The 25,427-nt window shown below is 56.7% G+C and carries 19 protein-coding genes and 1 pseudogene; 19 read left to right on the top strand and 1 reads right to left on the bottom strand.

What is annotated here, in order from left to right:
* Positions 1–31 precede the first annotated feature (31 nt).
* From BCS37_RS09585 to BCS37_RS09505, 17 genes are all read left to right on the top strand, one after another.
* Positions 32–373, top strand: a complete 342-nt coding sequence (locus tag BCS37_RS09585) for a Sec-independent protein translocase subunit TatA/TatB (protein WP_069181220.1) — start codon at positions 32–34, stop codon at positions 371–373.
* A gap of 24 nt (positions 374–397) precedes the next feature.
* Positions 398–616 carry a twin-arginine translocase TatA/TatE family subunit gene (locus BCS37_RS09580; RefSeq protein WP_069181219.1) on the top strand — a complete coding sequence of 73 codons (219 nt, stop codon included), beginning with the start codon at positions 398–400 and terminating at the stop codon, positions 614–616.
* A 3-nt stretch (positions 617–619) separates the two neighbouring features.
* Entirely contained in the window at positions 620–1,444 is an 825-nt protein-coding gene (gene tatC, locus BCS37_RS09575) for a twin-arginine translocase subunit TatC (RefSeq protein ID WP_069181218.1), read from the top strand.
* Between the two features lie 11 nt (positions 1,445–1,455).
* Entirely contained in the window at positions 1,456–2,916 is a 1,461-nt protein-coding gene (locus BCS37_RS09570) for a menaquinone biosynthesis decarboxylase (protein ID WP_069181217.1), read from the top strand.
* An 8-nt stretch (positions 2,917–2,924) separates the two neighbouring features.
* Entirely contained in the window at positions 2,925–3,773 is an 849-nt protein-coding gene (locus BCS37_RS09565; RefSeq protein WP_069181216.1) for a 4-hydroxybenzoate octaprenyltransferase, read from the top strand.
* A gap of 26 nt (positions 3,774–3,799) precedes the next feature.
* Complete coding sequence (gene folD / locus BCS37_RS09560) at positions 3,800–4,666, top strand: bifunctional methylenetetrahydrofolate dehydrogenase/methenyltetrahydrofolate cyclohydrolase FolD (protein ID WP_069181215.1); 867 nt, start codon at positions 3,800–3,802, stop codon at positions 4,664–4,666.
* A 4-nt stretch (positions 4,667–4,670) separates the two neighbouring features.
* Positions 4,671–6,335 (top strand): formate--tetrahydrofolate ligase, encoded by a 1,665-nt coding sequence (locus BCS37_RS09555; RefSeq protein ID WP_069181214.1) that lies wholly within the window; start codon positions 4,671–4,673, stop codon positions 6,333–6,335.
* A gap of 24 nt (positions 6,336–6,359) precedes the next feature.
* Positions 6,360–8,741: a sulfatase-like hydrolase/transferase gene (locus BCS37_RS09550; protein ID WP_083205789.1), complete on the top strand. Its 2,382-nt coding sequence runs from the start codon at positions 6,360–6,362 to the stop codon at positions 8,739–8,741.
* A gap of 26 nt (positions 8,742–8,767) precedes the next feature.
* Positions 8,768–11,164 carry a sulfatase-like hydrolase/transferase gene (locus BCS37_RS09545; protein ID WP_069181213.1) on the top strand — a complete coding sequence of 799 codons (2,397 nt, stop codon included), beginning with the start codon at positions 8,768–8,770 and terminating at the stop codon, positions 11,162–11,164.
* 26 nt (positions 11,165–11,190) lie between these two features.
* On the top strand, positions 11,191–13,593 hold the full coding sequence (locus BCS37_RS09540) for a sulfatase-like hydrolase/transferase (RefSeq protein ID WP_069181212.1): 2,403 nt from the start codon (positions 11,191–11,193) through the stop codon (positions 13,591–13,593).
* Between the two features lie 140 nt (positions 13,594–13,733).
* The gene (locus BCS37_RS09535) at positions 13,734–16,397 is read left to right on the top strand and encodes a valine--tRNA ligase (protein WP_069181211.1); all 2,664 of its coding nucleotides are present in this window, start codon (positions 13,734–13,736) and stop codon (positions 16,395–16,397) included.
* A 9-nt stretch (positions 16,398–16,406) separates the two neighbouring features.
* Entirely contained in the window at positions 16,407–17,708 is a 1,302-nt protein-coding gene (locus BCS37_RS09530) for a bifunctional folylpolyglutamate synthase/dihydrofolate synthase (protein ID WP_069181210.1), read from the top strand.
* Positions 17,709–17,712: 4 nt separating this feature from the next.
* Positions 17,713–19,059 (top strand): O-antigen ligase family protein, encoded by a 1,347-nt coding sequence (locus tag BCS37_RS09525; RefSeq protein WP_069181209.1) that lies wholly within the window; start codon positions 17,713–17,715, stop codon positions 19,057–19,059.
* 2 nt (positions 19,060–19,061) lie between these two features.
* Positions 19,062–19,724, top strand: a complete 663-nt coding sequence (locus tag BCS37_RS09520; protein WP_069181208.1) for a redox-sensing transcriptional repressor Rex — start codon at positions 19,062–19,064, stop codon at positions 19,722–19,724.
* A 278-nt stretch (positions 19,725–20,002) separates the two neighbouring features.
* Positions 20,003–21,499 carry an acetyl-CoA hydrolase/transferase family protein gene (locus tag BCS37_RS09515; RefSeq protein WP_069181207.1) on the top strand — a complete coding sequence of 499 codons (1,497 nt, stop codon included), beginning with the start codon at positions 20,003–20,005 and terminating at the stop codon, positions 21,497–21,499.
* Positions 21,500–21,579: 80 nt separating this feature from the next.
* The gene (locus BCS37_RS09510; protein WP_069181206.1) at positions 21,580–23,226 is read left to right on the top strand and encodes an acyl-CoA mutase large subunit family protein; all 1,647 of its coding nucleotides are present in this window, start codon (positions 21,580–21,582) and stop codon (positions 23,224–23,226) included.
* A 72-nt stretch (positions 23,227–23,298) separates the two neighbouring features.
* Complete coding sequence (locus tag BCS37_RS09505; RefSeq protein WP_069181205.1) at positions 23,299–23,694, top strand: cobalamin B12-binding domain-containing protein; 396 nt, start codon at positions 23,299–23,301, stop codon at positions 23,692–23,694.
* Positions 23,695–23,757: 63 nt separating this feature from the next.
* On the opposite strand, the pseudogene BCS37_RS12275 reads toward BCS37_RS09505, so the two are convergent.
* Positions 23,758–23,871: pseudogene (locus BCS37_RS12275) on the bottom strand (secretion protein HlyD); the annotation flags it as partial.
* Positions 23,872–23,957: 86 nt separating this feature from the next.
* On the opposite strand from BCS37_RS12275, the gene meaB reads away from it, so the two are divergent.
* Complete coding sequence (gene meaB / locus BCS37_RS09500) at positions 23,958–24,896, top strand: methylmalonyl Co-A mutase-associated GTPase MeaB (RefSeq protein ID WP_069181204.1); 939 nt, start codon at positions 23,958–23,960, stop codon at positions 24,894–24,896.
* Positions 24,897–24,936: 40 nt separating this feature from the next.
* Positions 24,937–25,353, top strand: a complete 417-nt coding sequence (mce, locus tag BCS37_RS09495) for a methylmalonyl-CoA epimerase (RefSeq protein ID WP_069181203.1) — start codon at positions 24,937–24,939, stop codon at positions 25,351–25,353.
* The last annotated feature ends 74 nt before the right edge of the window (positions 25,354–25,427 follow it).

The raw sequence follows: 25,427 nt of genomic DNA, 5'->3' as shown, positions 1-25,427 counted from the left end.
AGCATGTTTTAGGAGAGAACAGGAGATATCCATGTTTGGTATTGGTGTACCCGAGCTGATCTTGATACTGGTGGTCGGGCTCATTGTCTTTGGGCCGGGCAAGCTTCCCGAGATGGGACGCTCCCTCGGCAAGGGCATCCGTGAGTTCCGCAAGGCATCGAATGCGCTGACAGCGGCGATTAATGCGCCGGAGCCGCCGCCCGCTGCTCCCCCACAGCCTGCGTCTGCACCGCAGCCCGCACAGACAGCGTCGACCGCGGAGCAGACGGCACCTGCCGCGCCTGCGGCATCGCCGACGGCAGAAACCGCAGCGGCGGCAGTCGAGGCGTATAAGGCGGAACAGACAACTGCGGCAGAAAATAAAGCACAGTAACTGGATATATTTTAGGAGGTTCTTATGTTTGGTCTGGGAGTTCCCGAACTCGTCCTCATCCTCATCATCGGTCTGGTCGTCTTTGGTCCCGGTCGTCTGCCCGACATCGGCAAGGCGCTCGGCAAGAGCATCAAAGAGTTCAAGTCAGCAAACAACGAGCCGCAGGACACGCGCGCGGAGATCAACGTCACGGAGGAGTCCAAGCAGCTGTCGGAAGCTGAGAAAAAAGAGGCGAAGAGCTGACCCATGACGGAGGAATCGAAATCCCCTGAGGCAGAGCAGCAGAACGCAGGAGCTGCGGCGCAGCCCGCCGCGGCAGAGACGTCGGCGGCGTCGCCGCCGGCTCCGCAGCCTCCGGCGGAAGGACAGGCGGAAGACGACGGAAATATGTCGCTCATCGCGCATCTGACGGAGCTGCGCTCACGCCTCATCAAATGTCTTCTTGCCGTCGCCGTCGGCTCCGGGGTCGGCTACTATTTTATCGAAGACATCATGCACTATCTGACCGTTCCGGTCGGCAAACTCTACTATATGCAGCCCGCGGAAGCGTTCTTCACCTATATCAAGATCGCCGTTGTCGTGGGCTTTCTTCTCGCTCTACCCGTCATTTTCTATCATGTGTGGCGATTCTTCCTGCCGGCACTCACACCCGCGGAGCGGCTTGTCCTCGGGATTGTCGTGCCTGTCTCGGTCATTCTTTTCTTCCTCGGACTCGCGTTCTCATTTTTCCTCGTATTCCCTGCGGCAATTATGTTCTTCAAGGGGTTCGGGAACGAGGAACTCGAAGCACTATTTTCGGTTAACCGCTACTTCGAGTTCGTTATCATGTTTGTCCTGCCGTTTGGTTTCGTCTTTGAACTGCCGCTCGTCATCACGATTCTCGGGAAAATGGGGGTCATTACGTCTGCGTTTCTGCGGAAGTATGCCCGCATCGTCATCTTCCTTTCGTTCATCATCGCCGCCGTGATCTCGCCGACGCCCGACGTGTTCACGCAGTCGATGATTGCGCTGCCGATGATCGTCCTTTACGGCGTCGGCTACGTTATCGTTCGCTTTATACTCAGAAAATAGGAGGGAATATTTTGGCATACAAGGATCTGCGTGAATACATTGCGGTACTCGAGGAGCGGGGGCTTCTCCGTCGCATTGCGGCAGAGGTCGATCCCGAGCTTGAGATCACCGAGATCACGGACCGCATCTCGAAAATGGAGGGAGAGAAGAACGTCGCCCTCCTCTTTGAGAACGTCAAGGGCTCGAAGATGCCCGTCCTCATGAATGCATTCGGCAGCTACGAGCGCATGTCACTCGCGTTCGGCGTAGAGAAGCTGGACGACATTGCAGATGAACTCACGGAGATCCTGAAGATCCCGCACATTTCCCTCCAAAACAAGATGAACCTCATGACGCTCATCCCGATGGCGCGCAAGGCGATCAACTTCCCGAAATACGTGAAGAATGCGCCCTGCCAGGAGGTCATCGAGACGGAGAATCCGAATCTCGACGAGATCCCTATCTTGAAATGCTGGCCGGATGACGGCGGTCCGTTCGTGACCCTGCCGCTCGTCTTTACGAAGAACCCCGCAACGGGCAAGCGCAACGTCGGCATGTACCGCCTGCAGAAGTACGACAGCCGCACGACGGGGATGCACTGGCACATCCACAAGAACGGTGCGGAGAACTTCCGCGACATGAAGGCACGCGGCGGCGAGCGCATCGAGGCGGCAGTCGCCATCGGCACCGATCCCGTTGTGACCTATGCGGCGACGGCGCCGCTCCCGCGCGATATTGATGAAATGGTCTTTGCGGGCTTCCTGCGTCATAAATCCGTTGAGATGGTGAAGTGCGTCACTGTCGACCTCGAGGTGCCCGCGACGGCGGAGATCATCCTCGAGGGCTACGTTGACACGAATGAAATGCGCCGAGAGGGACCGTTCGGCGACCACACAGGCTACTACTCGCTTGCGGACGAATATCCTGTCTTTCATATCACGGCGATCACACACCGGAAGGACCCCATCTACTCCGCAACGGTGGTCGGCAAACCGCCGATGGAGGACTGCTTCCTCGCCAAGGCGACGGAGCGCATCTTTCTGCCTCTCTTGAAGCAGATGCTGCCTGAGGTCGTCGATGTGAACATGCCGCTTGAGGGTGTGTTCCACGACTGCATCGTGGTGTCTATCAAGAAGCAGTTCCCGATGCACGCGCGCAAAGTCATGCACGCACTCTGGGGCATGGGACAGATGATGAACGTCAAGATGATCATCGTCGTGGACGCGCACGTCAACGTGCAGGACATGAAGGAAGTCTGGTGGCGTGTCTTCAACAACATCGATGCGAAGTACGACCTCGAGATTGTGCAGGGGCCTCTGGACGTGCTTGATCACTCCTCGCCGATGGCAAAGTGGGGCTCGAAGCTCGGCATCGATGCGACAAAGACATGGCCGGAGGAAGGACACGCGCGCGAATGGCCGGATGAGATTGCGATGTCCGAGGAGATTGTAAAGCGTGTTGACGCGCGGTGGAAGGAGTTCGGTCTGGATTGAGCTGGTGGATGGAGCGCCTGCGGGCGCACATGAACAATACCGCCTTTCATCATACGATATTCTCCCTGCCGTTTGCCCTGATGGGGGCACTGCTTGCAGCAGGTGGGGATCCGCCCCTCGGCGATCTCGGCTGGATCGTACTCGCCATCACAGCGGCACGCTCGGCGGCACTCGCCCTCGACAACCTTGCCGATCTGAAATATGACAAACAGCAGCCCCGTCTCGCCTATCGCGCGATGGTGCAGGGGCGCGTGACAAAGGTGGAGGCGCTCGTCTTTATAGGCGTGTGCCTCCTTGTGCTTGTATTTGCCGTCCTGCAGCTGAACCCCGTCTGTATCCGCCTCCTGCCGTTCGCCGCCGTGCCCTTCCTCATCTATCCGTACATGAAACGTGTGACAGGGTGGGTACATCTCTTCCTCGGTATCGCCATCGGCATGGCGCCTGCGGGCGGCTGGGTGGCGATCAGCGGCAAGATCGAACTGCCGATGGTCGTCCTCTTCATCGCCGTCGCACTCTGGATTGCGGCATTTGATGCGATGTATGGGGCACAGGATGAGGAATTCGACCGCAGTCAGGGACTCCACTCCCTTGCGGTGACCTTCGGCGCATGCGGTGCATTCCAGATCGCGCGCGCGATGCACGTATTCTCCATCCTTCTCTTTGTTGCGCTTGGAGTCATGATGCATCTTACATTCCCTTACTACATCGGTGTCGGCATCGCGGCGGGGACACTCATCTATCAGCACCGTATTGCGGGGCCAACGGATTTCTCACGCGTGACGCAGATGTATTTTATGAGGAACGGGATTGTTTCCATCGCAATTTTTGCCTTTACGTGGATCAGTTATTTGGTGTAAAGAACTGCTTGGAAAAGGAGAGCATCATGGCACGCATACTGTATGGCAAGGAGTTTGCCGCGCGCATCAAGGCGAGTGCCGAGCATGGCGCAATCGCTCTGCGTGAGCGCGGTGTACATCCGTGCCTTGCCGTTATCATCGTGGGCAACGATCCCGCCTCGGAGGTCTATGTCCGCAACAAGGAGAAAGCCTGCGCGGAGCTGGGGATACGATCCCGTCACATCCCTCTGCCCGCTGAGACCACGCGGGAGGAGCTGCTCGCCTGTATCGACGAGCTCAACGCAGATGAGGAAGTGCACGGCATTCTCGTGCAGCTGCCGCTGCCAAAGCCTCTTTCGGAGAGTTCGGAGGAGGTGCTGAGCCGCATTGATCCGCGCAAGGATGTGGATGGCTTCCATCCCGTGAGTGTCGGACACCTCTTTCTCGGCACACCGGGGCTGCGCCCCTGTACGCCGGCGGGCTGCATCCGTATGCTCGAATATGCGGGGATACGGATGGAGGGCGCACATGCGGTCATCATCGGGCGCAGCAATATCGTCGGAAAGCCGATGGCAATGCTGCTCCTCGAGCGGCACGCGACCGTCACGCTCTGTCACTCGCGTACGGAAAACCTCGCCGCGATCACGCGTGAGGCGGATATCCTCGTTGCTGCGGTCGGGCAGCCGCACTTTGTCACAGCAGATATGGTGAAGCCGGGAGCGACTGTTATTGATGTCGGCATCAACCGCATTGCACCGAAGAAGCTCGTCGGCGATGTGGACTTTGAAGGTGTGTCCGAGGTTGCGGGAGCGATTACGCCCGTACCCGGCGGCGTGGGGCTGCTGACGGTTGCAATGCTGATGGAGAACGTCGTACAGGCTGCAAAGGCACAGACGGAAGCGGGAGGAGAGTAAGTCAATGAAATCGGATGTAGAGATCGCACGCGCAGCACAGCTGCGTCCGATTGCGGAGATTGCAAAGAGCCTTGGCATTGCCGAGGAGCACATTGAGCCGTACGGCAGGTACAAGGCAAAGCTGACCCCCGAGGCACTTGCGGGTGCAACGGGGAAAAACGGCAAGCTCATCCTCGTCACGGCGATCAACCCGACCCCTGCGGGCGAGGGGAAGACCACGACGAGCGTCGGGCTTGCCGACGCGCTGCACAAGCAGGGCAAGAAGACCGTCGTCGCCCTGCGCGAGCCGTCGCTCGGCCCGTGCTTCGGCATGAAGGGCGGTGCGGCAGGCGGCGGTTATGCACAGGTCGTGCCGATGGAGGACATCAACCTCCATTTCACGGGAGACTTCCACGCCATTACGACGGCGCACAATCTTCTTGCGGCGCTGATTGACAACCACATCTTTCAGGGAAATGCGCTCGACCTCGACGTAAACCGCATTGTGTGGAAGCGCGTGCTCGACATCAACGACCGCGCTCTGCGCCACGTCGTTACGGGCCTTGGCGGGCGTGTGCACGGCGTGCCGCGTGAGTCTGGGTTTGACATCACGGTCGCCTCGGAGATGATGGCGATCCTCTGCCTTGCAGACGGACTCCAGGACATGAAACGCCGCCTCGGGCGCATCCTCATCGGCTGGACCCGCAGCGGACGTCCCGTGCATGCGGACGAGCTGGGCGCAACAGGCGCACTGACCCTCCTCTTTAAGGATGCCATCAAACCGAACCTCGTGCAGACCATCGAGGGCACTCCCGCGCTCATCCACGGCGGTCCGTTTGCGAACATCGCGCACGGCTGCAGCAGCGTTATGGCAACGAAGTACGCACTGAAATGCGCGGACTACGTCGTTACGGAGGCGGGCTTTGGCGCGGATCTCGGCGCGGAGAAATTCTTTGACATCAAGTGCCGCCTTGCGGGGCTGAAGCCCGACGCCGTCGTCATCGTCGCCACCGTGCGTGCGCTCAAGATGAACGGCGGCGTGCCGAAGGACGCACTCGGCACGGAGAACCTCGATGCGCTTAAGCAGGGCGCGGCGAATCTCGAAAAGCACATCGAGAACATCGGCAAATTCGGTGTGCCAGCCGTCGTTGCCGTCAACGTGTTCCCGACGGATACTGAGGCGGAGCTCCTTCTGCTCGAAGACCTCTGTGCACGGCTCGGTGCGCAGTGTGCACGCTCCGAGGTTTGGGCAAAGGGCGGCGCGGGCGGACTTGCCCTTGCAGACGCAGTCGAAGATGCACTCGCAAGAACTGCGGACTTTCATCCAATTTACGATGCCAAGAAATCCATTGCGGAAAAGATTGAAATCATCGCCCGCGAGATTTACGGCGCAGACGGTGTCGACTTTACACCCGAGGCAAAAAAGCAGATGGCGGAGATGGAGGCGCTCGGCATGACACAGACGCCCGTCTGCATGGCAAAGACGCAGTACTCACTTTCCGACAATCCCGCACTTCTCGGACGTCCCGCGGGGTTCCGCATTACCGTGCGCGAGCTGCGCGCATCCTGTGGTGCGGGCTTCGTCGTCGCACTCACGGGCAATATTCTCACCATGCCGGGGCTGCCAAAGACACCTGCGGCAATGGGCATGGACATCACCGAGGACGGCGTGATTGCAGGGCTGTTCTGAGGAAAATACTAGTGGAGGGAGATCATGACGGAGGAATACGTCGAGGGCGTGCGCGAACTGATGACGGCGTACAATGAGAGCGGCGATGAGGCTCTCTATAAAGCACTCTATGAGCTTTGCTATGTGCCAAACGAGGCGGCTCTGCGGGAGAACTACGCCCGCAACGCCGCGCACTATGCGGAAAGGTATGATGTGCCCGTCCTTCCGTCCTACGATGATCTGCCCGTCCTGCTCTTCCCTGTGACGAATGACTACAGTGTCCTCCTCGACAAGACTGCGAAGCAGTTCTGCATGAATGAGGAGCGCGGACTCTTTGCACTCCTCCACGTCCTCCTCTTTGCGGATGAGACTGCCATTCCACAGGCGGCGGAGCGTTTTCGCCGCGCAGAAAATGAGGTGCGGGCGTATGTACTGGCGCAGGAGATCGCGGCGGCGATCCGCGCACAGGATTTTGGTGAACGGTCACGTTCCATGGCGGAGGAATATCATGAACTCTGTCCGCATGCGGAAATCTATGAGCTTTTTCGGGCGGAGAAGGCACTTTTTTCTGCAGATATAGAGAATGCGATTCGCTATGGAGAGATGGCTTACGCAAAGCGCAAGATGAGCAAGTTGACATGCCATTTGCTATATCGTGCATATCATGCGGCCGGGTGCTTGGACAGAGCACTGCTCTTTTGTGTTCTTGCAAGAGAAAAGACAGCAGCCGATTTTCCAGAGGAGCCAGCAGAACGGGAGAAATGTCTGCAAGCACTCACCGTTGCCCGCACGAATACACAGTTTGCACCACTTATTTCGGAAGCCTATTTGACGGCAACAGCGGTTGAAAATAGGCTTTGCATCCGATTGCTGAAAGAACTGCCGCGCTTTGCTGCAGATATGCCCCATTATTGGGCGTGTGCTTATAATCCCTACGGGCTTATGCACATTAAGAGCAAGGTGATTGAACTGATGAATACGGCGACGGAAGAGTATAATTTCCCAATTTATAATGATTTCATTTTCGATATTATGAAGGCACAGAAAATCTCTGAATATCGGGCGACACCGGTCGAGGGAGATCCCGTGCTCATCCCCGTTGCTGCGCAGCACCCACATCAGATGATCTGTTTTCATACGGACACATTGGATCGTGACAGTGAATTCAGCGAGGGAGAGTTTAGCTTTTATCGTGTCGAAGAGCCAGTGACATTTCGATCGGAGGAGGCATTTCTTGTTGGTGCACCTGTGGTGCTTTGTCATAGCTCACAGCGTAAAAAAGTTGTTCTGAACATTCTTTCTGATGGCCTTTGTTGGAAGGAGATACAGAATGAACATGCAGAATTGATGCCGAATCTCCTGCACTTTTTTAGTACAGGAGTGATTTTTGATAATAATTTCTCTACAGCAGAATATACTTATCCTGCCTTGGCAACGATTGAAACGGGACTCTATCAGCATCATACACAGATCGCAAAGCCGGGGATTCCCTTTGCACTCGACCAATCCTATGTCACAATATCAGAGCAAATGAAAGTGCTCGGATACTATTGTACCAATATACAGGGAGATGGGCAGGGAATTTATAACGGTGCGACGCGAGGATTCGATCGGCTGATCGTAAATCATTGGATGCTGCGTGCGGCCGACGGTGTTGAGCGAGTCATACATCATCTCGAGACCTTTGATGAATGCGATAACTTTCTCTTTATGCACTTTGCGGATACACACCCCTACAATGCGGATGTCAGTACACCGGCATATGCCTCGGCACATCTTCCTCTTGCAGATGTGTTGCAGCCGCAGACATTAGAGGCGTCTGTATTCCTGAAACCAAACCCGCTCAGCCAGTATGTCAACCGCAGCGAAATACGTGCGGTAGATCGGCAGCTCGGATATCTCTTTGACTATCTTACGTCACATTATGAGGAGGACGAATACATTATTCTGCTCTACTCCGATCACGGAGCGTCGGTGCATGCGCGCAGTCCGTATCTCTTGAGTGAGGAGCAGACGGGAGCGGCACTGATGGCGCGCGGAGCGGGGGTGCCGGCACTCGGGCGTGTGGATGAGCTGACGAGCTCCGTGGACATCTACAAGATTCTTGGAAAGCTTGCGGGATACCCGATCGACGCAGCGTATCTGGACGGGAATCTGCCGGAGGCATTTGGCGGACAGCGGCGGGAGTATACGGTGAGTAACTCCATCTATCCGGGGCAGACCTATAAAATTTGCGTTCGTACGGAGCGTCATGCTTTCCATCTCGAGACGGAGGAGCTCACGCGAGAGGACGGGACAATCTCACTCGATCGGTACACGTACCACATTCACGAGCGGAGCGAAAGCTACCGTGAGGTATTTGACGATGCACTCACACGGTATTTCATGGATATTGTGCGGCAGTATACAGAGAGCTTCCGGCGCTGAGATGATATGGAATGAGGGGGGATAATATGGCAGAGGACTTTGACACAGGCACATACATTGAGGGTGTACGGGAGCTGATGTCAGCATACAATGAGAGCGGCGATGATGAACTCTATCGTGCGCTCCATGAACTTTGCTACGCCCCAAACGAGGCGGCACTGCGCGATAATTACGCGAAGAACACTGCTGCATATGCGGCACGTTATGATGTGCCCGTGCTTCCCCTCTACGATGATCTTCCTGTTCTGCTGTTTCCTGTGACCAATGACTACAGTGTGCTCTTTGACAAAGAAGGGCAGCGTTTTTGTATGGAGGGAATGGCAGGATGGCCTGCGCTTCTTCATGTCCTCATCTATGCAGATGAGGATGCCGTCCCAGAGGCAGCAGCGCGATATCACCGTGATCTCAATGAGGTACATGTGCGCATGCTGGAACGGGAACTTATCGCGGCGATCAAAGCGCAGGATTTTGGTGCAGAATTGCAGGAAAAGGCGGAGAAGTATCGCGTGCTCTGCCCACATGGTGAGTACTATGAAATGTTCCGTGCAGAAGCGGCTTTTGTACGTGGGGATATGGACACGACGCTTCATTTTGCCGAGACCGCTTATCAAAAACGACGCATGAGTATGGATGTATATCGGCTCCTGTATCGTGTCTACTACGCGGCAGGGCGATATGACCGTGCAATGCAGTTTCTTGTGCTTTCGAAGGGACAGGACGAAATCCTCTTTCCACATGACTCTGAGGCTCGGGCTGCCTTCTTTCGCAAGCTGAGTGCAGCGGCTTCGGATACGCGATTTGCGCCATTCCTCAAAAGACCTTATATAGAAGATGGTCTGATGAAAACGCGGACGCAGGTGCTCATTGGTGAGGAACTGCCTCGCTTTACGGACGACCTTCCCGTTTACTGGGCGGGGATCTACAACCCTTGTGGGCAGATTTGCATCAAGGATAAGGTTTTGGATCTTATGAATGAGAAAGCAGATCAATACGATCTGCCGATCTACAACAACTTTCCCTTTGATTTGATGAAAGCTGAGGAACATACGGAGATCCATGCAGTACCTGAGGGGAGTACACCTATACTCCTTCCCCTTGCGGCAAAAGATGCACGGCAGGTTCTTCGATTTTCAAATGAAAAATTGGATCGTTCGATGGTGCTCAGCAAGGCAGAGTTCAACTTCTATCGTGTCGAGAATCCTGTGACCATTCGATCGGAGGCTTCGTTTGCTGTTGGGGCTCCAATCGTGCTTCGACATAGTTCTGCACGCAGAAAGCTTGTGCTGAACATCCTTGCGGATGGATTTAGCTGGCGGGAAATGTTATGGTGGCATTGTGCACTCGTGCCCAATATTTTGAGTTTTTTTGAGAAGGGCGTTATCTTTGATAACAGTTTTTCTACGGGGGAATACACGTATCCCGCACTTGCGTCGATCCAAACGGGGCTATACCAGCACCATACACAGATCGCGGCACCGGGCAAGCCTTTTGCACTGCCCGCGGTATATACGACGACCTCCGAACAGATGAAGGAACTCGGTTATTACTGCGTGAATATACAAGGGGATGGCACGGGGGTATACAATGGGGCAACACGTGGGTTTGATCGCCTGATTCTGAACCACTGGGAAGTACGTGCCATTGATGGGGTTGAACGCACGATCCGGCATCTTGAGGCGTTCAGCGAATGCGACAACTTTCTCTTTATGCACTTTGCGGATACGCATCCATACAATGCAGATATGAGCACACCCATCGGAGCGCAAGCGCATCTGCCACTCACAGACGCCTTGCAGGAGCAGGATACGTCGGCAGCCGTATTCCTGAAACCAAACCCGCTCAGCCAGTATGTCAACCGCAGCGAAATACGTGCGGTAGATCGGCAGCTCGGATATCTCTTTGACTATCTTACGTCACATTATGAGGAGGACGAATACATTATTCTGCTCTACTCCGATCACGGAGCGTCGGTGCATGCGCGCAGTCCGTATCTCTTGAGTGAGGAGCAGACGGGAGCGGCACTGATGGCGCGCGGAGCGGGGGTGCCGGCACTCGGGCGTGTGGATGAGCTGACGAGCTCCGTGGACATCTACAAGATTCTTGGAAAGCTTGCGGGATACCCGATCGACGCAGCGTATCTGGACGGGAATCTGCCGGAGGCATTTGGCGGACAGCGGCGGGAGTATACGGTGAGTAACTCCATCTATCCGGGGCAGACCTATAAAATTTGCGTTCGTACGGAGCGTCATGCTTTCCATCTCGAGACGGAGGAGCTCACGCGAGAGGACGGGACAATCTCACTCGATCGGTACACGTACCACATTCACGAGCGGAGCGAAAGCTACCGTGAGGTATTTGACGATGCACTCACACGGTATTTCATGGATATTGTGCGGCAGTATACAGAGAGCTTCCGGCGCTGAGATGATATGGAATGAGGGGGGATAATATGGCAGAGGACTTTGACACAGGCACATACATTGAGGGTGTACGGGAGCTGATGTCAGCATACAATGAGAGCGGCGATGATGAACTCTATCGTGCGCTCCATGAACTTTGCTACGCCCCAAACGAGGCGGCACTGCGCGATAATTACGCGAAGAACACTGCTGCATATGCGGCACGTTATGATGTGCCCGTGCTTCCTCTCTACGATGATCTTCCTGTTCTGCTGTTTCCCGTGACCAATGAATACAGTGTGCTCTTTGATCAGGAGCAGGGGAAGTTCCTTTTGAACGTGCAGGAAACCGGTCTGCAGTACCTCTATCACGAATTGATCTTTGCAGAGGAGCTTGAGGATCCTGTGCTGAGTGAGGCACGGTATTCGCATGTCCTGCGGCAGGAGAGGGGGGCTCAGATCAGGACGTTGGTCGCAGATGCCGTTCGTGAAGAGAAATACGGGAAAAAGATCAAAGATGCAGCAGAGGCGTATCACGCATTCAATCCATATGACGAACTATATGAGATGTATTATGCGGAGGAGGAGCTTCGGTGTGGGCGTATCGACGAGGCGCTTCGCTATGCGCAGAAAGCATATGCCAAACGGAAGACGAACACTGCGGTCTGCCATTTGTTGTCCCGCATATATCGGGCTGGAGGATATCTCGCGCAGGCAATCAAATTCCAAGTACTTTCGGCGGAGACGTCGCAGCTATCTTTGCCCGATGATCCTGTGCAATTGCAGCACTGCCTTTATGCGATTACGGCGGCTGATACGGATATGCGGTATGCACCGTTTGTTCATCGCACCTCATTTGAGGAGGGGGAGATAAAATCTTCTTTTGTGGTTCCTATTGCTGAGGAAATTCTTCGCTTTTCGGACGATTCGCCGCGCTGTTGGGCGGGAATTTACAACCCTTATGGACAAATGAACGTAAAGGAAAAATTGTTGGCTGTCATGAACAGGGCGATGGAGCAAAATGCGCTGAGCGTATACAGTGACTTTACGTTTGATCTCATGAAGGCGGAAGAGCATGCAGAAATCCAGATTGCACTGCAGGAGAATACCCCTGTCCTCGTGCCGATCGCAGCAAAAGAGGCACAGCAGCGGGTTTGTTTTTATGAACAAAACTGCGAGCGCTCCATGAAGCTGAGCAGAGCAGAGTTTGGTTTCTATCGCATCGAACATCCAACGAGAATTTGCTCGGATACTCTGCTTGCTGTAGGTGAACCGATTTTGCTTAGCCATAGTCCCATGCGCAGAAAGTTTGTGCTGAACATCTTAGCGGATGGTCTTTCGTGGTCAGAGATGCGGAGGCAGCAATACAGCCTCGTTCCGAACCTAATGAAGTTCTTTCAAAAAGGCGTGATCTTTGATAATCAGTTTTCTACGGCTGAGTATACCTATCCGGCACTGGCGACGATTGAGACAGGGATGTACCAACATCATACACAGATCACAGAGCCAGGCGCAGCGTTCGTGCTCGATCCCTCCTATGTGACAATATCGGAGAAAATGAAGAGACTTGGGTACTACTGCGTTATGCTGGAAGGCTGCAGTGATGGAGTCTATAATGGAGCTTTTCGTGGATATGACCGACTGCTTGTGAATCCGTGGGTGTTGCGGGCGGCCGATGGCGTGGAGCGTATGATTCGTCATTTGGAAGCCTTTGGTGAGTGTGATAATTTCGTCTTTCTGCATTTTGCAGATACACATCCCAACAATTTTGATGTTGCGCCCCCCGTGAAAGCGCAGACACAGCTGTCACTTGCAGATGCCCTGCAGCCGCAGGATCTGGGCGCATCCGTATTCCTGAAGCCGAACCCGTTCAGTCAGTATGTGAATCGGAGCGAGGTGCAGGCGGCAGACCGACAGCTGGGATATCTCTTCGATTATATCGAGCAGCACTATGAGGAGGACGAATACATCGTTCTACTCTACTCCGATCACGGAGCGTCGGTGTATGCGCGCAGTCCGTATCTCTTGAGTGAGGAGCAGACGGGAGCGGCACTGATGGCGCGCGGTGCGGGAGTGCCGGCACTCGGGCGTGTGGATGAGCTGACGAGCTCCGTGGACATCTACAAGATTCTTGGAAAGCTTGCGGGATACCCGATCGACGCAGCGTATCTGGACGGGAATCTGCCGGAGGCATTTGGCGGACAGCGGCGGGAGTATACGGTGAGCAACTCCATCTATCCGGGGCAGACCTATAAAGTTTGCGTTCGTACGGAGCGTCATGCTTTCCATCTCGAGACGGAGGAGCTCACGCGAGAGGACGGGACGATCTCACTCGATCGGTATACGTACCACATTCACGAGCGGAGCGAAAGCTACCGTGAGGTATTTGACGATGCACTCACACGGTATTTCATGGATATTGTACGGCAGTATACGGAGAGCTTCCGGCGCTGAGGTCTGTTACGTAATTCTTGCAAAAAAAGCTGTTTTATGCTAATCTTACCTTTGCAATTCATACAATCAACAGCATTGACGATGTGCGGACGCCCTCGTCCCCTCGGGACGGGGGCGTTTCTTTCGGGAGGAACAGACAGATGAGCCAGGAATCCGGTGCAAATATTCCAAAGACATATGACCCTCAGAGCTTTGAACGTAAATGGTATGCGTACTGGGAAGAACATAAATTTTTCCACGACGAGGCGGATGAATCATGTGAGCCGTACAGTGTGGTGATTCCGCCGCCGAATGTGACGGGGCAGCTCCACATGGGGCACGCGCTCGACAACACGCTGCAGGACATCCTCGTGCGCTATCAGCGGATGCGCGGAAAAAATGTTGTCTGGATTCCAGGCTGCGACCATGCGGGCATTGCAACGCAGGCAAAGGTCGAGGAGAGTCTGCGCGCGGAGGGCACGAACCGCTTCGAACTCGGGCGCGAGAAATTCCTCGAACGCGTCTGGGACTGGAAGCAGCAGTACGGCGACCGCATCATGTATCAGCTGCGCATGCTCGGTGCATCCTGTGACTGGACGCGCGAGCGCTTTACGATGGATGAGGGATGCTCGCGCGCGGTGCGCGAGGTCTTTGTGAGCCTTTATGAACAGGGGATGATCTATCAGGGAACGCGCATCACGAATTGGTGCCCGCACTGCTCGACGGCGATCTCGGACATCGAGGTCGATCACGAGACGGAGGAGGGGCATCTCTGGCATCTTCGTTACCAAATTGAAGGAACGAACGACTACGTTGAGATCGCGACGACGCGTCCCGAGACGATGTTCGGCGACACGGGTGTCGCCGTCCACCCCGATGACGAGCGCTATAGAGATCTCGTCGGCAAGACGCTGATCCTGCCCGTGGTGGAGCGGCGCATCCCACTCTTCGCCGATTCCTATGTCGATCCCGCATTTGGTACAGGTGCGGTCAAGGTGACGCCCGCGCACGACCCGAACGACTTCGAGATGGGGCTGCGCCACAATCTTGAACAGGTTGTCGTCATCAATGCGGACGGCACGATGGGAGAGGGGGCAGGAAAGTACAAGGGCCTTGACCGCTATGAGTGCCGCAGGAAGCTCGTGAAGGAACTTGAGGAAATCGGTGCACTCGTCCGCACAGAGAAGCATGAGCATGCCGTCGGGCACTGCTCGCGCTGCAAGACGACAATCGAACCGCTCGTCTCGAAGCAGTGGTTCGTCCGTATGGAGGACCTCGCGAAGCCGGCGATTGCAGCGGTGAAGGACGGGCGCATTCGCTTCGTCCCCGAACGCTTTACGAAAATCTATGAAAACTGGCTTGAGAATATCCGTGACTGGTGCATCTCGCGTCAGCTCTGGTGGGGACACCGCATTCCCGCATGGCATTGCGATGACTGCGGTGAGACCTCTGTTTCGCGTGAGGAGATTACGGCGTGCACGCACTGCGGCAGCACGCACATCCATCAGGATGAGGATGTGCTCGATACATGGTTCAGCTCCGCGCTCTGGCCGTTTGAGACGCTGGGCTGGCCGGAGGCCACGAAAGACCTGCGCCATTTTTACCCGACGGCGACGCTCGTCACGGGGTACGACATCATCTTCTTCTGGGTTGCGCGGATGGTCATGATGGGTCTGCGGTTCGGCGGCGACGTGCCGTTCCGCGATGTGTTCATCCATGGACTTGTCCGCGACAGCGAGGGACGCAAGATGTCAAAGTCGCTCGGCAACGGCATCGACCCCGTCGAGGTCATCGAGAAGTACGGTGCGGATACGCTGCGCTTCATGCTCATCACGGGCAATACGCCGGGCAACGATATGCGCTTCTACTGGGAGCGCGTGGAGGCAGCGCGCAATTTTGCAAATAAAATTTGGAATGCGTCGCGCTATATGCTGATGAATCTCGAGGGCGCAGACGATGCGTTTGTGCCCGAGGAGAGCGACTATACGCTTGCCGACCGTTGGATCCTGACGCGTTCTGCCGAAACGGTGCGCGCGGTGACGGCGAATCTCGAACACTACGAACTGGGCGAAGCGGGGCGTGCGATCTACGAGTTCCTGTGGAGCGAGTTCTGTGACTGGTACATCGAGCTGACGAAGGCACGCCTCTACGACAAGGAAAATGCGCGCGCAAAGAACACGGCACTCTACGTCCTGCGTACGGTGCTGGAGCGCACGATGCGCCTGCTGCATCCCTTTATGCCTTTTCTCACCGAAGAGATTTGGCAGAAACTGCCGCACGCGGGTGAGAGCATTATCCGTGCGCCGTGGCCAGAGGCCGATGAAAAGGAAATTGACACAGAGGCAGAGGCGGCGATGACTGCGATCATGGATGTCATCAAGGTGACGCGTAATCTGCGTGCGGAGCTCGGCACGCCGCCCGGCAAAAAGAGTGCACTGATCCTGCGTGTGCGCGACACTGATCTTGCAGATACATTTGCGGCACATACGGACTATTTCCATGCACTCGCCTCCGCGTCCGAGGTGACCTTCCTTGCGGCGGATGCACCCGATCCCGAGAACGTGGTGACGGGGGCCCTTGCGGGTGGGGCGGTCTACCTGCCGCTCGCGGGGCTCATTGATGTGGAGAAGGAGACGGCGCGCCTGGCGAAGGAACGAGATAACCTCGAAAAGGAGATTGCGCGCCTTTCGGGCAAGCTGTCGAATGCGGGCTTTACATCCAAAGCTCCCGCCGCTGTTGTTGCGGCAGAGCGTGAAAAGCTCGCGGGATATGAGGAGAAGATCGAGCTCATCCGGACGCGTCTCGCGGATCTGGCAAAGCTCTGAGGTGCTCCGATGAACTATGCGGAGTCGCTTCTCTATCTCGACAAACTGAATACGTTCGGCATCCGCCTCGGCCTCCAACGAATGGAGGAGCTCTGTGCGCGCCTTGGGAATCCGGAGCGCAGCTATCAGGTGATCCACATTGCGGGCACGAATGGGAAAGGCTCAGTCACGCAGATGATGGATGCCGTCTGCCGCGCGGCAGGTATCCGCTCGGGCCGGTATCTCTCGCCGCATCTCGTCTCCTATACAGAACGCATGAGCGTGGATGGGCACGATATTTCCGAGGGGCGCTTTGCCGAACTCCTCACACGCGTGCGTGCAGCTGCCGATGAGATGGTGGCTGCGGGACACGAGCACCCGACGCAGTTCGAGGCGCTGACGGCACTTGCTTTCCTCTATTTTGCTGAGGAGCAGGTCGAGATTGCCGTCATTGAGACGGGGCTTGGCGGGCTGCTCGACTCGACGAATGTCGTCGATCCTGTGCTCACGATCATCACAAATGTGGCGATGGATCACGCCGACCGCTGCGGCGGGACGCTCGCAGGCATTGCGGAGCACAAGGCGGGCATCATCAAGGAGGGCGTGCCCGTTATCACTGCGGCGACAGGAGAGCCATTGGAAGTCATTGAGCGGCGTGCGGAAGAACTTGGTGCGGATGTCTTTGTCTGCGGCGAGGATTTCTCTGCTGCGCTGCAGCGTTCCCCCGAGGGCGGGCAGCAGGTCGCGTTCCACTCTCTTGTCTGCCGCGAGAGTGAGCCCTATGCGCTGGCACTTGCAGGCGGCTATCAGGCAGAGAACGCTGCACTTGCCATCATGGCGGCAAAGCTGATGGAGCGCGAGGATGCGCGTGTCACCGAGCACGTGATCCGCGTGGCACTGCGCACGGTGCGCCATCCTGCGCGGTTTGAAATCCTTATGCAGGAGAATCTGCCCGTCGTTATTGACGGTGCGCACAATCCTGCGGGAATGTGTGCCCTGCGGGCGGGTCTCGACTGCTATTTCCCCGATGCGCCGCGTGTGTTTCTGCTTGGGATCCTGAAGGACAAGGACATCGATGCCATGCTTGCGGCACTCCTGCGTCCCGGCGATCAGGTTGTCACCGTACGGCCGAACTCGGAACGTGCGGCGGGGGCGGATGTGGTCGCGGCGGTTGCGCTTGGCATGGGGATCGATACGCACGCGTGCGGTGATCCTCGGACGGGCCTCGCGGAGGCTGCGGCACGTGCGCGCACCGCTCATGCCGTTCTCGTTGCCGCTGGCTCGCTCTATCTCGTGGGGGGAATTCGTGTGCTCCTTACGGCGGGGAGGTGACGGCGTGGCAGAGGACTCTTTTCAGGAACGTCGCCGCGCTTTGCGCCGCCGCCGCTGGGGCGGCCGCATGGCGCGCACGATGCTCTATGCCGTCATTGCCGAAGCGTTTCTCATTCCGCTTGCACCGCTTGCGGCGATGGCAGCACTTCTTCTTGGCTGCGCAGCGCTCCTTCTGCGTCTGCGCATTGACCGCAATTTTCATCTGCGCCGCCTGCCGTACGATGCGCCCGCGCTGCTCTTTGTCGTCATCGGCCTCCTGTCGGTTGCCGTTGCACCGGACAAGGCATTCAGTTTCTACAATTTCTACCACCTTGTGCCGATCTATGCGCTCACCTATCTGCTCGTGGGGCAGACACTGCGCAAGCCGCGTGAGCTGCAGCGTGTTGTGACAGCGATGGCGGCAGCGGCGGCGATTGTCATTCTCTACGGCTTCTATCAGTACATTTTCGGCATTGACATCTCCGCGATGAAATGGGTGGACGGGGAGTCCTTCCCCGAACTCTCGAAGCGCGTCTTTTCGACGTGGGAGAATCCAAACATCCTTGCGGGCTATCTCGACATCGTTGCCTGCATTGCCGTGGGGCTCGCATCGGCGCTGCAGCGCGGATGGCGCATCCTCGCGCTCGTTCTGCTCGTTGCCGCGCTCGCGTGTCTCGGCATGACGTATGCGCGCGGGGCGTGTCTCGTGATTGCCGCCATTCTTGCGGGCTATGGCGCACTGCGCGACTGGCGCGTGCTGCTCGGCATTGCCGTGCTCGGCGCCGGAGCTCTTCTCGCCGATCCCGTGCTGGCTGATCGTCTGCTCTCCGTCTTTACACGCATTGACACCTCCTCGGAGATGCGGCTTGCGTTCTGGGAGAGTACGGCTGCGATGATTCTTGACCATCCATTCCTTGGCATCGGGTGGGGGATGTACTTCATGGTTTACCCCGAGTATGATTTCTATCTGCAGGGAGCACCCGTGCAGATCGTACACGCGCACAATATGTACCTGAACTACGCGGCGGAGATCGGTGTTCCGGGGGCACTCTCGTTCCTCTGGTTTTTCTTTGGATCGCTTCTGCTTGCGTTCCGGCTGCCTGACCGTGCACAGCCATGGGAGACGGTGCTCGCCGCTCATGAGCACGAGTGGAAAACCGTCGCCGATGTACGCGCGGCACTTTCACGCTGGCGCAGGCGCCGCTTTGTCGAGGGGCTTTCCCTAGGCCTCGGGCTCGCGTTTATCTCCGTTGCGCTCAACGGAGTCACCGATCATCTGCTTTTTAACATACCGTCCTCCATGCTGCTCTGGATGCTCGCTGCCATGACGGCAGCGCTGCATACGATTGCGGGGGAGATGAAGGAAGGATGACTATGCAGGAACATCTATCGATATCGAAGGCTACCGTCGATCGTCTGCCTCGTTACTATCGCTGTCTGCGTCAGCTGACAGACGAGGGCGTGGAGATCGCCTCCTCGGAGGAGCTCGGCCGTCGCCTCGCCATTAACCCCGAACAGATTCGGAAAGATTTGGCGTTCTTCGGGCAGTTCGGCAAGAAGGGCGTGGGGTACTATGTCACAGAGTTGAAGGAGAGCCTCGGCAATATTCTGGGGCTCGATCATCACTGGAATGTTGCGATCATCGGCATGGGACACCTCGGTGCCGCCCTTGCCAACTACCAGGGGATTGCGCGTCTCGGCTTTCGGCTCGCCGCAATTTTCGATGCGAATCCGGTCGTCATCGGCACACGTGTCGGTGAACGCCGCGTGGAGGACATCGCCTATCTTGCTGAGATCATCGCCGAACGTGCGATTCAGATCGGCGTCATTGCCGTGCCTGCCGCAGCGGCACAGGGGGTTGCCGATCGCCTTGTGGATGCAGGGATTCGCGGAATTTGGAACTTTGCGCCTGTAAAGCTGCAGGTGCCGCCGAGCATAGCTTTTGTCAGCGAAGATCTGTCTGTCGGGCTCAGTTCCCTATCGTATTATCTGACGCATACGACTGAAGATGAGGACGATCTGTCAGAAAAAAATTAGTGATTTGCCGCGTGTTTGGCCTTTTTTTCACAAATAACAGAAAATGCCGTCAATGTAATCTTGACGGCATTTTTTTTTCGTGATATCCTATGGAAAGATATAATTGACTTATGCATCTACGATAACTTGCAGTTATTCTGAACATTCCTACCATGAATAATTTGTGAGAGGAAATACGAGGTTCCGAATGCGCGTGAGTCATCCGTCGCATGGGTCAGATGAGTATCAACAGACGACGGCAGTGTCTGCTGTCCGGCGTATCAGAGGGAGGTTTTTCTATGATCGATATTTCCGATCGCATACCAAAATCCTTGGCTGACAGGGTCGTCAGTGCGGAGACGGCGGCAGAGTACTTTGCCGACGGCATGACCATCGGCGCCAGCGGCTTCACGCCGTCCGGCTACCCGAAGGCGGTCACGCTTGCCATCGCCGAGCGCATGAAGAAGAATCCGTTCAAGGTGAACATTTGGACGGGTGCTTCGACGGGACCTGAGCTCGATGGTGCGCTCGCAGAGGCGGGCGGCATCAAGCAGCGTCTGCCGTATCAGACGAATACGCCGCTGCGGAATGCGATCAACTCGGGTCTTGTAAACTACATTGATATGCACCTCTCCGAGGTGGCACAGCAGTCGCGCGAGGGCTTCCTCGGAAAGATCGACGTTGCTCTTGTCGAGGCAGTTGCCATCACCGAGGAGGGCATCATCCCCTCGACTTCGGTCGGCAATACGCCGTCCTTCATCCAGAGTGCAGACGTGGTCATTGTCGAGGTGAACACGAGTCAGCCGATGGAACTCGTCGGTATGCACGACATTTACATCCCTCTCGATCCGCCGAACCGTCTGCCGATTCCCATTACGAAGGCGGGTGACCGCATCGGTACGACGTTCATGCCGTGCTCGCTCGACAAGATCAAGTACATCGTCCCGTGTGACATCACGGACAAGACGCGTGCACTCGCTCCGGTCGACGACATCGCGCGCAAGATGGGACAGTTTACAGTAGATCTTCTCAAGAAAGAGATCGCCGAGGGCCGTATGCCGAAGGGGCTTCTGCCGCTGCAGTCGGGTGTCGGAAACGTGGCAAATGCGGTCATCGCGGGCTTTGTCAGCTCCGACTTCACGGATCTCGAGGTCTACACAGAGGTCATTCAGGACGGCATGTTCGACCTTGCCGATGCAGGCAAGCTGAAATTCGCGTCCGGCACAGCGTTCTCACCCTCGCCCGAAGGCCTCCAGCGGTTCTACAAGGACATCGACAAGTACAAGAAGATCATGATGCTCCGCCCGCAGGAGATTTCGAACAACCCCGAGGTGGTCCGTCGTCTCGGCGTCATCGCCATGAACACGGCGATCGAGGTCGACATCTACGGCAACGTCAACTCCACGCACGTCACGGGCACGAAGATGATGAACGGCATCGGCGGCAGCGGCGACTTCGCACGCAACGCCTACCTCACGATCTTCTACACACAGTCCGAGGCAAAGGGCGGCAAGATCTCCTCGATCGTCCCGTTCTGCTCGCACATCGACCACGGTGCGCACGATGTTGACATCGTCATCACGGAGCAGGGTGTTGCAGATCTGCGCGGCAAGAGCCCGCGCGAGCGCGCACACGAGATCATCAACAACTGTGCACATCCCGACTATCGTCCGCTCCTGCTCGACTACTACGAGCGTGCATATGCGGCGACGAAGGGCGCACAGACACCGCATCTCCTCGATGAGGCGCTTTCCTTCCATCAGCGCTTCGTTACAACGGGGTCGATGCAGAAATAACTCTACATAAAAAGGGCAAAAAGCCCTTTATGCAACATAACCCAACACAAAGAACTGTAAAGGTAAAGGAGAATACTTTCATGAGCAATGAAAAGATCCAGGCGGGGCTTGACAAGTACAATGCTACCGTAGAAAAGGCAACGGCGAAGTTCCCGGCGCGTCCCCACATCCCCGAGCAGGGGCTCTACACCCCGCTCGACATTCAGGAGACGGACTACGCAGAGGATATCGGCTTCCCCGGCGTCTACCCCTATACCCGCGGCGTGCAGCCGACGATGTACCGCGGGCGCTTCTGGACGATGCGTATGTACGCAGGTTTCTCCACAGCGGAGGAGTCCAACAAGCGCTATCGCTACCTCATCGAGAGCGGCGCAACGGGGCTTTCCTGTGCATTTGACCTCCCGACGCAGATCGGCTACGACTCCACGGATGCCATCTCCGAGGGCGAGGTCGGCAAGGTCGGCGTTGCGATTGACTCCCTCGCCGACATGGAGATTCTCTTCGACCAGATCGACCTCGGCAAGGTCTCCACGTCCATGACGATCAACGCTCCGGCATCTGTCCTCCTTGCGATGTATATCGCGGTCGCGGAGAAGCAGGGCGTCTCGGCAGACAAGCTCAAGGGTACGATCCAGAACGACATTCTGAAGGAGTATGCGGCACGCGGCACGTACATCTTCCCGCCGCGTCCGTCCATGCGCCTCATCACGAACATTTTTGAATATTGCTCCAAGAACGTCCCGAACTGGAACACGATTTCCATCTCGGGCTACCACATCCGCGAAGCCGGTTCCACGGCATCGCAGGAGATTGCATTCACCATTGCAGACGGTATCGCCTACGTCGAGGCAGCCATCAAGGCGGGTCTCAGCGTCGACGATTTCGCAGGCCGCCTCTCCTTCTTCTGGAACGCTCACAACAACGTCCTCGAGGAGGTCGCGAAGTTCCGCGCGTCTCGCCGCATCTGGGCAAAGGTCATGAAGGAACGCTTCAAGGCGGAGAAGCCGAAGTCCATGATGCTCCGCGTCCACACGCAGACGGCAGGCTCCATGCTCACCGCACAGCAGCCGAACAACAACATCGTCCGCGTCGCGCTCCAGACAGCAGCTGCTGTTATGGGCGGCACGCAGTCGCTCCACACGAACTCCCGCGACGAAGCACTTGCGCTTCCGACGGAGGACTCGGTCATGGTCGCACTCCGCACGCAGCAGATTGTTGCGTATGAGAGCGGTCTTGCCGATGTCATTGACCCGCTCGCAGGCTCCTACTATGTCGAGGCGATGACGAACCGCATCGAGAAAGAGGCGTGGGAGTACATCAAGAAGATCGATGATCTCGGCGGCGCGGTTGCGGCAATTGAGAAGGGCTACATCCAGAAGGAGATTCAGGACAGTGCCTACAAGTGGCAGATGGACGTCGAGTCCGGTGCCCGCGTCATCGTCGGTGTCAACAAGTTCCAGGTGGAGGAAGAGGCTCCGAAGAACCTCCTCCGCGTGGATGCATCCGTCGGCGAGAAGCAGAAGGCAAAGGTCGAGGCGATGAAGGCGAAGCGCGACAATGCTGCTGTTCAGGCGGCTCTCGCAGACCTCAAGAAGGCGTGCAGCGACGAGAACGAAAACCTCATGCCGCACATCCTCGCAGCGGTCAAGACCTACGCGACGCTCGGCGAAATCTGCGGGGTCATGCGCGAGGTCTTCGGCGAGTACGAGGCACACGTCAACCTGTAAGAAGCGACTGTTGGGTGAATGCAGTGGGGTGTCGCCGTACAGGCGGCAGCCCCGTTCAGGAGGAATATAAAAATGGCAGAAAAAATCAGAGTGCTCGTTGCAAAGCCGGGTCTGGATGGTCATGACCGCGGTGCGAAGGTCGTTGCCCGTGCGCTGCGCGATGCAGGGTTCGAGGTTGTCTACACCGGCCTTCGTCAGACCCCTGAGGAGATCGCTGAGGCAGCTCTGCAGGAGGACGTCAACGTCGTTGCGATGAGCATTCTCTCGGGTGCACATCCGCACCTCTTCCCGAAGGTTGTGAACCTGCTCCGTGAGAAGGGCATGAATGACGTGCTTGTCATCGGCGGCGGCGTCATCCCCGAGGGCGACATCCCCGCACTCAAGGACGCGGGCGTTGCCGCAGTCTTTACCCCCGGCACACCGACCGGCGAAGTGGTCGACTTCATTAAGGAACATGTCAAGGCATAAATCAGCTTTGTGAAAGGATGGATGACAGGCAGAAAAACACTTCCGTCTGTCATCCATTCCTTTGGGAAGCACTGATAAATTCAGCACAGCCATCTTAGCGCATCTTTTTTGTCCGATTTTTGTCGGCAAATCCTCCACATAGCTTTGGCTATGCGTCCGGTTTGCCTCCTCAATCAGACGAAAAAATCTACGCCTATCTGAGGGCCTGTTTTATCAGCGATTCCCATGTATTCCATGAAGTGACTGCGCGAAGGAGGTGGCGCATGGATATAGCAGCTGAGGTGCTTAGGGGCAACCGCCTCGCGCTCTCGCGTGCCATTACGGCAATCGAGAACGAGCGTGAGACGGCGACCGGCATCATGAAGGAGCTCTATCCCCATACGGGACATGCCTACGTTCTTGGCATTACCGGCCCTCCGGGTGCGGGCAAAAGCACCATGACGGACAAGATTGCCAAGGAATACCGCAAGCGCGGGAAAACTGTAGGCATCATCGCCGTCGACCCCACAAGCCCTTTTTCCGGCGGCGCCATTTTGGGCGACCGCATCCGTATGAATGACCTGACCCTCGATGAGGGCGTATTTATCCGCAGCATGGGAACGCGCGGCAGCCTCGGCGGCCTCTCGCACAAGACTGCGGACGCGGTGAAGGTCATGGATGCCTTCGGCAAGGACATCATCTTTGTCGAGACCGTCGGTGTCGGGCAGTCCGAGGTGGATATTGTGCGGGCGGCGGACACCACGATGGTTGTACTGATTCCGGGCATGGGCGATGATATTCAGGCGATCAAGGCGGGCATCTTGGAGATCGGCGACGTATTTGCCATCAACAAGTCCGATCTTGACGGCGCGGATAAGCTCGTCCGTGAGATCAATATGATGCTGGATCTGGACGATCACATGTCTGACTGGCGGCCGCCGATCCGCAAGGTCGTCGCGAATCGCGGCGAAGGGATCGCGGAGTTGGTCGACACTCTTGAAGAACACCGTGCCCACATTGAGGGCAACGGCGTTCTCTCTGAGCGGCGTACACGCCGCACACGCGATGAGATGCTGGACATCCTGCACGCAGGTGTTCGGCGCAGCATCGAACGCCGCATTGTCGACACGGGCAGGCTCGACGACTATGTGGCAAAAATCAAGGCACATGAGACCGATCCATACACTGTGGTGGGCGATGTCATGGCCGAAATGTTATCTTAAAAGTGGAAATTGACAGCAATTTCCCAAGGAGGAAGCACCTATGTTCAAGGTTCTGGCAGTAGATCACATCGGCATTGCCGTGAAGGATCTCGAAGAGGGGAAGAATTTCTGGTCGGACGTGATCGGCATCCCCTGCACGGCTGAGGAAACCGTTGCGGAGCAGAAGGTCACGACGACATTCCATCCGACGCCGAACAAGAGTGAGATTGAGCTGCTCATCGGCACGGCAGACGACAGCCCAATCACGAAATACATCGAGAAGAAGGGTGAAGGCATCCAGCACATTGCCCTGCGCGTCGACAACATTGAGAATGCGATTGCCGATCTCATGGCGAAGGGCGTCCGCATGATCGACGAGAAGCCACGCATCGGCGCGGGCGGCGCGAAGATTGCGTTCCTGCATCCGAAGTCGACGAAGGGCGTTCTCCTCGAGATCTGCGAGCATGAGGATCGCTGACAGCATCCAGCATTGTGACGCATAATCCCTGCGGAGAGCTTCATTCCGGTTTCCCGCAGGAAGATATACAGGAG

The sequence above is a fragment of the Selenomonas sp. oral taxon 920 genome, assembly GCF_001717585.1.
GTDB lineage: Bacteria > Bacillota > Negativicutes > Selenomonadales > Selenomonadaceae > Centipeda.
The sequence above is the reverse complement of the archived record's forward strand: the minus strand, read 5'-3'. Positions and strand labels throughout refer to the sequence as shown.